The organism is Telluria sp. B2 (genome assembly GCF_051789535.1).
In the GTDB taxonomy this organism is placed as follows: domain Bacteria; phylum Pseudomonadota; class Gammaproteobacteria; order Burkholderiales; family Burkholderiaceae_D; genus Telluria.
In genome coordinates this window covers 92,672-106,471 of sequence record NZ_CP196525.1, presented here as the reverse complement: position 1 = coordinate 106,471, position 13,800 = coordinate 92,672, and the positions used below count along the sequence as shown (strand labels likewise).

Genomic DNA, 13,800 nt, shown 5'->3' with positions numbered 1-13,800 from the left:
CCACCCTACGGCGGCTTCGGTTTGGCCGCCGGTTTTTTATCTGGAAGAGTATTCATGAATCGTCCTCAAATGTTGTTGATTGCCGCCAGCGTCGCCGTCGCGAACCTGGCTTATGCCCAACCGGCGTCCCTGCTGGAAGCGTCGAACCCGTTCGCCAAGCCGAGCACCCTGCAGTACCAGTACCCGGCCTTCGACAAGATCAAGAACGAGCACTTCGCGCCCGCGTTCGCCGAAGGCATGCGCCAGGAAGCGGCCGAGATGGAGGCAATTGCCAACAACAAGGCGGCGCCGACGTTTGACAACACCATCGTCGCGATGGAACGTTCGGGCCGCCTGCTCGACCGCGTCAGCTCGGTCTTCGGCACCCTGCAGGGCTCGTACACCAACGACACCCTGCAGGCACTGGCCAAGGAACTGTCGCCGAAGCTGGCCGCGCACAACGACGCCATTCGCCTAAACCCGAAACTGTACGCGCGCATCAAGGCGCTGTACGACAAGCGCGACAAGCTGAACCTGGACGCCGAGTCGACATACCTGCTCGAGCGCTATCACACCGACTTCGTGCGCGCCGGCGCCAAGCTCTCGGATGCCGACAAGCAGAAGCTGAAGGCGATGAACGCCCAGCTGGCCGCGCTGTCGACCCAGTTCGCCCAGAACGTGCTGAAGGAAGCCAACGCCTCGGCGCTGGTGGTCGACACCCGCGCCGAACTGGCCGGCCTGACCGACAAGCAGATCGACGCCGCCGCCGCCGAAGGCAAAAAGCGCGGCCTGGACGGCAAGTTCGTGATCCCGGTCGTGAACACCACCCAGCAGGCAGGCCTGTCGGTGCTGACCAACCGCGCCACGCGCGAAAAACTGCTGGCCGCATCGCTGGCGCGCGGTTCGCGCGGCGGCGAGTTCGACAACAGGAACGTCGTGCTGCAGATCGCCAAGCTGCGCGCCGAACGCGCCGTGCTGCTGGGCTACCCGAACTACGCCGCCTACAACCTGGAAGACCAGACCGCGAAGACCACCGGCGCCGTCAACAAGCTGCTGGCCGAATTCGCCAAGCCGGCCGTGAACAACGCCAGGAAGGAAGCGGCCGAGATCCAGAAAGCGATCGATGCGGAGAAGGGCGGCTTCCAGGCCGCCGCCCACGACTGGGCCTTCTACAGCGACAAGGTGCGCCAGCAGCGCTACGCCTTCGACGCCGGCCAGCTGCGTCCGTACTTCGAGCTGAACCGCGTGCTGCAGGACGGCGTGTTCTTCGCCGCCAACAAGGAATTCGGCCTCACCTTCAAGGAACGCAAGGACCTGCCGACCTATGTCGAGGACGTGCGCACCTTCGACGTATTTGACGCCGACGGTTCGCACCTGGCGATCTTCACCTTCGACCCGTACGCGCGCGCGAACAAGCGCGGCGGCGCCTGGGCCAATGCCCTGGTCGCGCAGAGCAAGTTGCTGGGCACGAAGCCGGTCATCGCGAACAACCTGAACATCGCCAAGCCGGCCGCGGGCGAGCCGACCCTGCTCACCTACGACGAAGTGCGCACGACCTTCCACGAGTTCGGCCACGCGCTGCACAGCATGTTCTCGGAAGTGAAATACCCGCGCCTGGCGCGCGTACCGCGCGACTACGTCGAGTTCCCGTCGCAGGTGAACGAGATGTGGATGGCCTGGCCGGAAGTGCTGGCCAACTACGCCAAGCACTACCAGACCGGCGAGCCGATGCCGAAGGAACTGCTCGACAAGGTGCAGGCTTCCGCGCAGTTCAACGAAGGCTTCCGCACCACCGAGTACCTGGCCGCCTCGCTGCTGGACCAGGCCTGGCACCAGCTGTCGCCGTCGCAGATTCCGACTGACGTGCTGGCCTTCGAGGCGCAGGCGCTGAAGAAGGCGGGCGTGGACTTCGCGCTGGTGCCGCCGCGCTACCGCACGACCTACTTCTCGCACACCTTCTCGGGCGGCTACTCGGCCGGCTACTACGGCTACCTGTGGGCCGAGAAGCTCGATGCCGATACCGTGAACTGGTTCAAGGAACACGGCGGCCTGACCCGCAAGAACGGCGACCACTTCCGCAAGACCCTGCTCTCGCGCGGCGGCACGCTGGACGCGATGCAGATGTACCGCAACTTCAGCGGGCGTGACGCGCAGGTGCAGCCGCTGCTGGAGCGCCGTGGTTTGACGGGCGAGTAAGTTAATTGATGCCAGCGCGGTCGCGATTGACCGCCTAGTAGCGATCACCGCGTGGACTCGGGAGTCCACCCTACGAAAACCGTAACGCGACTGATAACACCGGACCGATGCGTAACGTAGGGTGGACACCTGTGTCCACGCGGTTTTTTCGTGTTCATGAATACCCCACCGCCTGCCATGAATCCGGTGTATAAATCACCCGATTCCCACCACAACAATCCCCCCAAGCGATGAGTGCTCAACCCCTCCACGGTATTACCTTAGAATCGCTGTTAACCCGCCTGGTCGAGCACTACGGCTGGGACGGACTCGGCCGCCGGATCGACATCAACTGTTTCCAAAAGGATCCGAGCATCAAGTCGAGCCTGAAGTTCCTGCGCCGCACGCCCTGGGCGCGCGAGCAGGTCGAGAAGCTGTATCTCGAGACCCGCTTCCCCAACTAGAGCGAGAACGACATGCTGAACGAGAACGAATCGAACCTGAAGGCGCACCTGAAAACCCTGCACCGCAGCCTGTCCGAGACCGACGAGGTCGACGAGGAGCTGCAGATGCTGCTGCGCCAGCTCGACGGCGACATCAAGCAGGTGCTGGAGCGCCGCGCCAACCAGGACCTCGACGCCAACACCTATGGCCTGGGTTCGCGCACCCAGGAACTGAGCGCCCGCTTCACCGCGCGCCACCCGAACATGGCGACTACGCTGCGCGAACTCGGCAACATCCTGTCGAGCATGGGCATATAAAATAGGCTTCTCAGCCACAAGTCATTGATATTCAAGCCATTTTCCGGCCGGGGGAGCAGCCGGAAAAATGGTTTTCCGGTACAATGCCGGCCAATGAACTCCCCAACCAATCTCTTCGCGAGCGTCCCCAAGCGCTCCAGCCGCGCACCTGCCGCGCCTTTCCTCCCGATGACCCGCGCCGAAATGGACGCATTGGGCTGGGATTCGTGCGACATCATCCTGGTGACCGGCGACGCCTATATCGACCATCCGAGCTTCGGCATGGCGCTGGTCGGGCGCCTGCTCGAGGCACAAGGCTACCGCGTGGGCATCATCAGCCAGCCAGACTGGACCTCGGCCGAGCCCTTCCGTGCGCTCGGCAAACCCAATCTGTACTGGGGCATCACCGCCGGCAACATGGACTCGATGGTCAACCGCTACACGGCCGATCGTAAAATCCGCTCGGACGACGCGTATACGCCGAACGCCGAGCCGAACAAGCGCCCGGACCGGGCGGTGACGGTGTACGCGCAGCGCGTGCGCGAAGCCTATCCCGGCGTGCCGGTCATCATCGGCTCGATCGAGGCCTCGCTGCGCCGCATCGCCCACTACGATTACTGGTCCGATAAAGTGCGCCGCTCGGTGCTGTTCGAGTCGAAGGCCGACCTGCTGATCTTCGGTAACGCCGAGCGCGCCCTGGTGGACGTCACGCGCCGCATCGCGGCCGGGGAGAACATCAAGAATATCCGCGACCTGCGCGGCACCGCCTTCCTGGTACCCCAGGGCTGGCTGCCGGACGAGGAGTGGTCGGTGCACAATTCCACGCGCGTGGACGTGCCGGGCCGCATCGACAAGCAGCCGAACCCCTACGCGATGGCGCTGGAAGATCCAAAAGCTTGCGCGCTCGACAATGCCGCGCCGGAGCCGGAAGTGAAACCGGTCGTCATCATGACGCGCGAAGAGCGCCAGGCCGCCAAGCGCGAGCAGGCGAGAAAGACCGTGGTGCGCCTGCCGTCCTTCGAGACCGTCAGCGAAGATCCGGTGATGTATGCGCACGCCTCGCGCGTGTTCCACCTGGAATCGAACCCGGGCAATGCGCGCGCCCTGGTGCAGGCGCACGGCGACCGCGACGTCTGGCTCAATCCGCCGCCGCTGCCGCTGGCCATGGACGAGATGGACAACGTCTACGACCTGCCCTACGCGCGCGCGCCGCACCCGAGCTATGGCAAGGCCCATATCCCGGCCTGGGAAATGATCCGGTATTCGGTGAACATCATGCGCGGGTGTTTTGGGGGCTGCACCTTCTGCTCGATCACGGAGCACGAGGGCCGCATCATCCAGAGCCGCTCGGAACCGTCGATCCTGCGCGAGATCGAGCTGATCCGCGACACGACGAAGAATTTCGCCGGCACGATCACCGACCTCGGCGGCCCGACCGCGAACATGTACCGCCTGGCCTGCAAGGACAAGAGGATCGAGGAATCCTGCCGCCGCCTGTCCTGCGTGTATCCAACGATTTGCAGCAACCTGGGCACCGACCACAGCAAGCTGATCTCGCTGTACCGCAAGGCGCGCGCCATTCCTGGGATCAAGAAGATCCTGATCGGCTCGGGCCTGCGCTACGACCTGGCCGTGCGTTCGCCGGAGTACGTGAAGGAACTGGTCACCCACCACGTGGGCGGCCTGCTCAAGATCGCGCCGGAGCACACCGAGCAGGGCACGCTGTCGAAGATGATGAAGCCGGGCATCGGCGCCTATGACGAGTTCAAGCGCCTGTTCGACAAGTATTCGCTGGAAGCGGGCAAGAAGCAGTACCTGATCCCCTACTTCATCGCCGCCCACCCGGGTTCGACCGACGAGGACATGCTGAACCTGGCCCTGTGGCTGAAGAAGAACAACTTCAAGCTCGACCAGGTGCAGACCTTCACGCCCACGCCGATGGCGATGGCCACGACCATGTACCACAGCCGCAAGAATCCGCTGCACAAGGTGACGGAAGATTCGGAAACCGTGGAGACCGCGCGCAGCGGCAAGATGCGCAAGGCCCATAAGGCCTTCCTGCGCTACCACCATCCGGAGAACTGGCCGATCCTGCGCGAGACCCTGGTCAAGATGGGCCGTGGCGACCTGATCGGCAATGGCGAGCGCCACCTGGTGCCGGCCTGGCATCCGTCGGAAGAGGGCGCCATGCCCGCGGTGCGCGAGACCGGGGCGCGCCAGGGCGGCAACCGCCAGACCGGCGCACGGCCGGTGGCGGCGGCGCCGGGCAAGCGTGGCAACGGCATCTCCGCGCCTGCGCATCAGATGGTCAATGCGCAGATCGCGGCCAATGCGCGGCGCCAGCCGGAACGTGCCCAGGCAGGCGGACGCGCGGCGCCCGCCGCGGAGAAGACCCGGCCGTCGATCCTGTCGACCATCAAGGCCAAGCCGAAGGCGGGACGCAAGTAAGAGCAGCCAAGCACCCGCAAGCCAATCAGGCCAGCCACGCCCCAAGCGTGTGCTGGCCTTTTTCATGGCTGCTGTGGTTGTTGTCTGTTGACGACATGCATGGAGATACATTGCATGATGCGCGGCGCCAGGGAGGGCGGACCTGGCTAAATCTTTCAATCGTGCGTACGGAAACGAGGGAAAGTCTGTAATATAGTTCCTTTGGGAAATAGTTGTTGTAATTTTATTAGTAATTCCTCTGTCAGGCTGCGGCGCCGCGCATCGGTCGGTTGCGCTTTGACGGCATCAACTCTCCCGTAAGGAACGCGCAGTGATCGATATTCAAACCTTCATGCTGGCGCTCGGTATCGGCAACATTTCGTTTGCCCTGCTGATGGTCGCCTACATACATGACACCGCGCCCAGCCCTGGCCTGCGCATCTGGACCTGGGCGCGCCTGGTCGCGGGTGCCACCCAGCTGCTCGCCTTTGCGCGTCCCCAGCTGGGCGTACCGGCCCTGGCCCTGCTCGAGCCCATGGGCTGGATCGCCGGGCTCGCGCTCGAGGTCGCGGCATATTGCACCTTCTTCGAATTGCGCCACTGGCGGCGCATCGTCTATCCGCTGGCCGGGCTGGCGCTACTGCTGGCCTGCACCGCGCCGCTGATGGGAGCGGGATATGGCGAGCTGATGGGCTTGATCGCCTGCATGTTCTCGCTGTGCGCAATCACCACCGCCTGCCTGCTGCTCCACCCGAAGCTGAAGAATCCCTCGCTGCTGCAGCGTATGATCGGCGTGAACGATGCCGTATTCGGGCTGGCGATCGCGGCCTGGGCGTTGGGCGCCGTCACGCGCGGGGAGCTGGACCTGGGCGGCGCCGACATCAGCCAGGTGGCGGCGTACGTCTCAGGCTACATGCTGATGATCGTGAACGGATTCGGCTTCCTGTTGATGTGCAAGCAGCGCAACGATGCCACCATGAAGCGGCTGGCCAGCACCGACGACCTGACGGGCCTGCTGAACCGGCGCGAGTTCTTCGCCCGCGCCGAGGCCGCGCGCATGCTGGCGCTGCGCCAGCGCCAGCCGATCGCGCTCCTGATGCTCGACATCGACCATTTCAAGCAATTGAACGACCGCTTCGGCCACGCCACAGGGGACGAGGCACTGTTGCTGTTCGCACGCACCACGGGCGCCATCCTGCGCGAGCACGACATCCTGGGCCGCATGGGCGGCGAGGAATTCGCCCTGGCCCTGCCCGGCACCGACCTGGCCGGCGCGATGCAGGCGGCCGAGCGCTTGCGCAAAGCGACGATGGGGATCCGCCTGCTCACCTGCGGCAACCACTACACGATGACGGTGAGTACCGGTCTGGTGGTGATCGAGCCCAACGAAGACCTGGCGGCGGCGCTGGCGCGCGCCGACCGCGGACTGTATGCGGCCAAGCGCAACGGGCGCAACCGGATCGAGATCGGCGGGGCGGTGCGGCAGGCGGCATGATGGGTGAACATCCATCATGCGGGGCAATGGAAAATAAAGCGTAAACGAAAAAAGGCCCGACGAATCGGACCTTTTTTCTTGAAGCTGGCGGAGCGGACGGGGCTCGCCCACGTGCCGCGGGCCGCGGATTCCCTTGCAAGGGAATCCCTTCTCGCCCCAAACCCGTGACTCCTCCCATTGGTCGGAATCACCCCGCAGGGGGAGCGCTCCTGCGCGTAAACGAAAAAAGGCCCGACGAATCGGACCTTTTTTCTTGAAGCTGGCGGAGCGGACGGGGCTCGAACCCGCGACCCCCGGCGTGACAGGCCGGTATTCTAACCAACTGAACTACCGCTCCAGTTTTCGTGGTCTTGCCAGGACCGGTACTACGGCAAGAAAAAAGGTCCGGGATCCGGACCTTTTTCCCTCGATGCTGGCGGAGCGGACGGGGCTCGAACCCGCGACCCCCGGCGTGACAGGCCGGTATTCTAACCAACTGAACTACCGCTCCGTTTTTACTGATCGGTTCTTCGATCGAAACTGAATCTGGTGGGCGCTGAGAGGCTCGAACTCCCGACCTAATCCTTGTAAGGGATCCGCTCTACCAACTGAGCTAAGCGCCCCACTCACTGAATTCGTTTCGTCTGACGTTTGTCATCACGTCCGAAGAGGCCCGAATCATAGCGTATGGCTTCGAGAATGTGCAAGGGTTTTTCTGAAAAATATGCAAAACACGGTTTTTCGACCCGGCCGTTCCAAGTGGATGTTTTATGCAAGGTCAATGGACATACCCGCCATCGGCACCGGCAAGATGGCCACGTGCCTGACCGGACCGATCGGCCGCCGCTGGCAGGCCTGTCAACGACTTCCGAGCTCATTAGGAATCCGTCTAGCACATTTGTTGCTAATCGACATCTGTATATGAATATTTACTTGATATTCGAATTCGTATAGCAAACAATGGCGCCCTTGTAAGACGGCAACCTCGAGACATCAGAAGATGCGGTGCCGTGGCGGGCAAACCGCCGCGCCTGGATGGCGCATGGAGGAATGGTGGACATCGCGGTTTTTTTAACTTCAAGGAAGAGACTCATGATCAAGATGTCCAAGATGCACAAACGCGTCGTGCGCGCGCACGCCGCCATGCTGGCGCTGGCCGCCCTGCCGGCCGTTCCGGCCCTGGCCCAGAGCGCTGCCCAGCCGGCGGCCGAGCTGCAGACCGTGACCGTGACCGCGCAGCGCCGCAGCGAGAACATCCGCGACGTGCCGGTGGCCGTCAGCGCCCTGCGCGGCGAAAAGCTCGACGTGCTGACCTCGGGTGGCGAGGACATCCGCCTGCTGGCCGGCAAACTCCCGAGCCTGAACGTGGAGTCGTCGAACGGCCGCACCTTCCCGCGCTTTTACATCCGCGGCTACGGCAATACCGATTTCAACACCTTCGCCTCGCAGCCGGTCTCGCTGATCTACGACGAAGTGGTGCAGGAAAATCCGATCCTGAAGGGCTTCCCGATCTTCGACGTGGCCAACGTCGAAGTGCTGCGCGGTCCGCAAGGCACCCTGTTCGGCCGCAATACCCCGGCCGGCGTCGTGAAGTTCGAATCCGAGAAGCCGCGCCTCGGCAAGATCGAGGGCTATTACAACGCCTCGGTCGCCACCCACAACACCATCAATCTCGAAGGCGCGGTCAACGTGCCGCTGTCGGACACCTGGGCCATGCGCGCCTCGACCCTGCGCCAGCACCGCGATGACTACGTCGACAACTACGCCGACCTGGCGATGACCGAACGCCGCGGCGAGCTCGACGGCTACAACGAGCATGCCGAGCGCGTGCAGTTCCTGTACAAGCCGAGCGGCGCCTTCAACGCGCTGTTCAACGTGCACCAGCGCACCACCAGCGGCAGCGCCCGCCTGTTCCGCGCCAACCTGATCCGTCCGGGCAGCAACGACATTGCCGCCGGCCTCGACCTGGATCGCATCGTCACCAACGCCCAGAACTACCAGCAGCTGACCACGCGCGGCGCCAACCTGCGCCTGAACTGGGACCTTGGCGACTACCGCCTGTACTCGGTCACCGGCTACGAGAATGTGGCCGACTACCTGAGCCGCGGCGACATCGACGGCGGCATCCCGGCCGGCCCGGGCCGCATCCCCTTCCAGGTCGAGACCGCGGGTTACATCGACGACCTGAAGCAATACAGCCAGGAATTCCGCCTCGAGTCCGAATACGCGGGCCCGCTGAACTGGCAGACCGGCGTCTACTGGTTCGACGAGAGCGCCACCGGCGGCAGCGACAACTTCAACAGCAGCACCGGCGCGCGCACCTCGGTGCTGGCGAGCCGCCAGGGCAATACCGCCTGGGCCGTGTTCGGTTCGGCGACCTACAAGGTGTCCCCAAGCTTCGACCTGCGCGCCGGCGTGCGCTACACGAAGGACGAGAAGGACTTCCGCACGGTGCGCGCGGAAAACGTGGTGCAGATCGGCGACACCGCGGTCAGCACCAGCAAGAACAAGGTCAGCTGGGACCTGAGCGGCAGCTACAAGCTGACCCCGGAAGTGAACGTGTATGGCCGCGTGGCCACCGGCTTCCGCGCCCCGAGCATCGCCGCCGCCTCGGCATCGGTGCCGATCACGGTGGCCGACGCCGAGACCATCACCTCGGTCGAGGCCGGCGTGAAGGCCGACCTGTTCGAGCGCCGCGGCCGCGTCGCGTTCTCGGTCTACGACTACGCGGTGAAGGACCAGCAGCTGACGGTCGTGGGCGGCAATTCGAACGTGAACCGCCTGATCAATGCGGATAAAACCAAGGGCCGCGGCGTCGAGCTCGACGTCGAAGCGGCGGTCAGCCCGTCGCTGCGCCTGACGGCCAGCACCAGCTACAACTTCACCGAGATCCGCGATGCCAGCCTGTCGGTGAACCGCTGCGCCGCCTGCACCATCACCGACCCGGTCAATGAAGCCGGCCGCGTCGTCATCGACGGCAACATGTTGCCGCAGGCGCCGCGCTGGATCGTCAACGCCACCGCCCGCTACAGCGTGCCGGTCGCCGACGGCGAGTTCTTCGTCTTCACCGACTGGTCCTACCGCAGCAAGATCAACTTCTTCCTGTACGAAGCGGCCGAGTTCACCGGCAAGCCGCTGACCGAGGGCGGCCTGCGCGTGGGCTACACCTGGGCCAACGGCAAGTATGAAGCCGCCGTCTTCGGCCGCAACATCCTGGACGAGCGCCGTATCACGGGCGCAATCGACTTCAACAACCTGACCGGTTTCACGAACGAGCCACGTACCTGGGGTGTGCAATTCAAGGGTAACTTCTAATTACAGGAACCTGACAGGACACAAGGCCGCGAGCAATCGCGGCCTTTTTTTATGCTTGTTGAATAAACAAATATCTTGCTATATACGTAAAGTAATTGATGTTGCAGACATGATAATGAACTTTGGCCTAATATTATTTGGTGTACATACATTTGTTGCAAATAAACGATGTTTTTGTTAACTGGGCCGTAAAATCCGTTGCGTCGGCGCCTCATACCGTTGGAAATTCCCTGCGCGCATATTTACTCAGGAGTAGTCTTTTGGAGCCGCCAAGAGAGGGCACTCCGGTAGGAGAGAACCGGAGCAACTACACAACAAGGCAAATTCTTGCCTTGACGGAAAACTACACAACAAAGGACGAAACATGAAGTCGACGCTTTCGATTTATCCGAGCTTGTTGAAGGTCACCGCAGCACTGGCCATCGTCGTGGGGCCGCTCCACGCCTCGGCGGCGGTTCCCGACGCCGTTCCCGGCGCCGCCAAGGAATCGCAATACATCCTGCACACCGATCGCATGATCGTGAAGTACAAGGATGCCAAGGTCGTCAACGGCCGCGCTTTCGTGCCGGCCGTGACCGCGGCGCGCCAGTCGGTTGTCGACCGTGCCGGCCAGGACTTCGGGGCCAAGCTCGAACCGGTGCGCACCACCGCCACCGGCGCGCATGTGATGAAGATGAACCGCAAGCTGTCGCTGACCGAAGCCGGCGCGCTGGCCAAGGAAATGATGGCGCGCGACCCGTCGATCGAATACGCCGAGCCGGACCGCATCATGACCAGGATGATGACGCCGAACGACCCGCGCTACACTGAACAGTGGCACTACTACGAGGCGACCGGCGGCCTGCGCCTGCCGGCAGCCTGGGACAGCTCGACCGGCAGCGGCATCCGCGTCGCCGTCATCGACACCGGCTATCGTCCACACGCCGACCTCTCCGGCCAGGTCCTGGCCGGCTATGACTTCATTTCCGACACCGCCATCTCCAACGACGGCAACGGCCGCGATAGCGACGCATCCGATCCGGGCGACGCCGTTGCCGCGGGCGCCTGCTACGCCGGCTCGCCGGCATCGAACTCGAGCTGGCACGGCACCCACGTGGCCGGCACCATCGCCGCCGCGACCAACAACGGCGTCGGCGTCGCCGGCGTTGCCTATGGCGCCAAGATCGTGCCGGTGCGCGTGCTCGGCAAGTGCGGCGGCTATACCTCGGACATCGCCGACGCGATCGTCTGGTCCTCGGGCGGCAGCGTCAGCGGCGTGCCGGCCATCGCGGCCCGCGCCCATGTGATCAACATGTCGCTGGGCGGCAGCGGCGCCTGCGACAGCACCACCCAGAACGCGATCAACAGTGCCCGTTCGCGCGGCACCGTCGTGATCGTGGCAGCAGGCAACGAGAACCAGAACGCCTCGAACTCGAACCCGGCCAACTGCTCGGGCGTCGTGACCGTGGCCGCGACCACCCGCGCCGGCGGCCGCGCTTCCTACTCGAACTACGGCACCGTGGTCGACGTGGCGGCCCCGGGCGGCGGCACCGGCGGCGGTGTCCTGTCGACCCTGAACAGCGGCACCAGTTCGCCGGGTTCCGACAGCTATGCCGCCTACCAGGGCACCTCGATGGCGACCCCGCACGTCGCCGGCGTGGCGGCCCTGATGCTGGCGAAGAACGCGGCGCTGACGCCCGACCAGATCGAGTCCACGCTCAAGAGCACGGCACGCGCCTTCCCGGCGACCTGCTCGGGCTGCGGCAGCGGCATCGTCGACGCGACAGCAGCGGTGGCAGCGGCCAGCGGCGCCACCCCGGCGCCTGGCCCGACGATCTCGGAATCGGAATCGAATAACACGATCTCGACGGCCGACGCCGTCAGCACCAGCGGCACCACGGTCAACGGCACCATGAGCGCCAGCACCGACAACGACTACTTCGTGGTCCAGCTGCCGGCCGGCAAGACGCTCACGGCGACCATGACCCCAGGTTCGTCGACCGCCGACTACGACCTGTACATCTACAACAGCGCCGGCACCCAGCTGGCCTACAGCGAGAAGAGCGCCGGCGCCGTCGACAGCGCTTCCGTGACGAACACGACCACCGCTACCGCGGCACGCTACGTGCGCGTGAAGTACTACAGCGGCGGCACCGGTTCGACCAACGGCAAGTACACGCTGAAGCTGAGCTGGTAATTGCAGTAAAACAGTCGCTTACCAAGGGTGAAGACGCGCGGCTTGCCGCGCGTCTTTTTTCGTTTTGATATACCGACTGCGTCATTGAAGACTGCGGCCTCGACCGTAGGGTGGGCACCCCGTGCCCACGCGGAACGACGCGTCATCGGCGCGGTAACAGTAATCGGTGCCAAGTGCATGCCGATGAGTATCCAAGGGAGAGACGTTAGCTACTACTCTCTGGGAGACGTCAACAATCATTATCCTGTTGGGCCAGCACAGCAATCAACACAGTGCGACCTTCCGCGTGGGTACGGAGTGCCCACCCTACGGATCGGCCAACGCCATGGGCCACAGTCGGCGTTACGACTGCTCTTGCACCAAATCCCAATTGACGAGATACTGTATAGAATGACAGTAGTCGGCTCCCGCCGCCGCCCGAGTGAACGCCCCCGCACGTAAAATCATCCATTGCGATTGCGACTGCTTCTATGCGTCGGTCGAGATGCGCGACGATCCGTCCTTGCGCGGCCGGCCGCTGGCCGTCGGTGGGCGTCCGGACCAGCGCGGGGTGATCGCGACCTGCAACTACGAGGCGCGCCGCTACGGCATCCACTCGGCCATGGCCACAGCACAGGCAATGAAATTGTGCCCGGACCTGCTGGTGATTCCGCCGGCGATGGAAAAATACCGGGTCGCCTCGCGCCAGATCATGGACATCTACCGCGACTACACGGACCTGGTCGAACCGTTGTCGCTGGACGAGGCCTACCTCGATGTCTCGAACTCGCCACACTGCAGGGGCAGCGCGACCCTGATCGCGCAGGAGATCCGGCGCCGCATTTTCGAGACCGTCGGCATCACGGCCTCGGCCGGGGTGGCGCCCAATAAATTCGTGGCCAAGATCGCCAGCGACTGGAACAAGCCCGACGGCCTGTTCCTGGTGCGCCCGGAAGAAGTCGATGCCTTCGTTGCCGCACTGCCGGTCAAGAAACTGCATGGCGTCGGCAAGGTCACGGCCGCCAAGATGAACAATTTGGGGCTGAAGACCTGTGCCGACCTGCGCGGCTGGAGCCTGCAGAAGCTGCAGGAGCACTTCGGCAGTTTCGGCGCGCGCCTGCACGATTTATGCCGCGGCATCGATTACCGTGAGGTCAGCCCCGAGCGCGAACGCAAGTCGGTGAGCACCGAGGAAACCTATACGCCGGACATCCCGGACCTGCCGGGCTGCCTGGCACTATTGCCGGATCTGTATGAACACCTGCTCGGGCGCATCAAGCGCGCCGGCGCGGAAAAATTCATCAATAAACTGTTCGTGAAGATCAAATTCGCGGACTTCCAGCAGACCACGGTGGAGTGTGTCGGTTACGCGCCACACCTGCCGAGCTACGCCCGCCTGATGGAAATCGGCTGGCAGCGCGCCAGCCGCCCGGTGCGCCTGCTGGGCGTCGGTGTGCGCCTGGGCGAAACCGAAAACGTCGAGCAGCTCAGCCTGTTTGACGAACACGCAACACATTAAATTGTTGCCGTTTCCG

The 13,800-nt window shown here is 63.8% G+C and carries 9 protein-coding genes and 3 tRNA genes; 8 read left to right on the top strand and 4 right to left on the bottom strand.

Features of this window, described 5'->3' with window-relative positions:
- Positions 1-54: 54 nt before the first annotated feature.
- From ACSUZJ_RS00435 to ACSUZJ_RS00415, 5 genes are all read left to right on the top strand, one after another.
- Complete coding sequence (locus ACSUZJ_RS00435; protein ID WP_499412313.1) at positions 55-2,175, top strand: M3 family metallopeptidase; 2,121 nt, start codon at positions 55-57, stop codon at positions 2,173-2,175.
- A 230-nt stretch (positions 2,176-2,405) separates the two neighbouring features.
- Positions 2,406-2,618: a VF530 family protein gene (locus tag ACSUZJ_RS00430; RefSeq protein WP_312547380.1), complete on the top strand. Its 213-nt coding sequence runs from the start codon at positions 2,406-2,408 to the stop codon at positions 2,616-2,618.
- A 12-nt stretch (positions 2,619-2,630) separates the two neighbouring features.
- The gene (locus tag ACSUZJ_RS00425; protein WP_499412312.1) at positions 2,631-2,915 is read left to right on the top strand and encodes a DUF4404 family protein; all 285 of its coding nucleotides are present in this window, start codon (positions 2,631-2,633) and stop codon (positions 2,913-2,915) included.
- A 93-nt stretch (positions 2,916-3,008) separates the two neighbouring features.
- Positions 3,009-5,342, top strand: coding sequence for a YgiQ family radical SAM protein (locus tag ACSUZJ_RS00420; protein ID WP_499412311.1), 2,334 nt, complete (start codon positions 3,009-3,011; stop codon positions 5,340-5,342).
- A 310-nt stretch (positions 5,343-5,652) separates the two neighbouring features.
- Positions 5,653-6,816, top strand: coding sequence for a GGDEF domain-containing protein (locus tag ACSUZJ_RS00415; protein WP_499412309.1), 1,164 nt, complete (start codon positions 5,653-5,655; stop codon positions 6,814-6,816).
- 260 nt (positions 6,817-7,076) lie between these two features.
- Here ACSUZJ_RS00415 and ACSUZJ_RS00410 read toward each other — a convergent pair.
- The 4 genes from ACSUZJ_RS00410 to ACSUZJ_RS00395 form a co-directional block, all read right to left on the bottom strand.
- Positions 7,077-7,153 (bottom strand) — tRNA-Asp (locus tag ACSUZJ_RS00410).
- A 76-nt stretch (positions 7,154-7,229) separates the two neighbouring features.
- Positions 7,230-7,306 (bottom strand) — tRNA-Asp (locus ACSUZJ_RS00405).
- A 36-nt stretch (positions 7,307-7,342) separates the two neighbouring features.
- Positions 7,343-7,418 (bottom strand) — tRNA-Val (locus ACSUZJ_RS00400).
- Positions 7,419-7,724: 306 nt separating this feature from the next.
- The gene (locus ACSUZJ_RS00395) at positions 7,725-7,889 is read right to left on the bottom strand and encodes a hypothetical protein (protein ID WP_499412308.1); all 165 of its coding nucleotides are present in this window, start codon (positions 7,887-7,889) and stop codon (positions 7,725-7,727) included.
- Here ACSUZJ_RS00395 and ACSUZJ_RS00390 point away from each other — a divergent pair.
- The 3 genes from ACSUZJ_RS00390 to dinB all read left to right on the top strand — a co-directional run bounded on the left by ACSUZJ_RS00390 (position 7,888) and on the right by dinB (position 13,784).
- Positions 7,888-10,110, top strand: a complete 2,223-nt coding sequence (locus ACSUZJ_RS00390) for a TonB-dependent receptor (protein WP_499412307.1) — start codon at positions 7,888-7,890, stop codon at positions 10,108-10,110. The genes ACSUZJ_RS00395 and ACSUZJ_RS00390 overlap by 2 nt on opposite strands.
- A 364-nt stretch (positions 10,111-10,474) precedes the next feature.
- The gene (locus ACSUZJ_RS00385) at positions 10,475-12,286 is read left to right on the top strand and encodes a S8 family serine peptidase (RefSeq protein WP_499412306.1); all 1,812 of its coding nucleotides are present in this window, start codon (positions 10,475-10,477) and stop codon (positions 12,284-12,286) included.
- Positions 12,287-12,707: 421 nt separating this feature from the next.
- Positions 12,708-13,784, top strand: a complete 1,077-nt coding sequence (dinB, locus tag ACSUZJ_RS00380; RefSeq protein WP_499412304.1) for a DNA polymerase IV — start codon at positions 12,708-12,710, stop codon at positions 13,782-13,784.
- Positions 13,785-13,800: the final 16 nt, after the last annotated feature.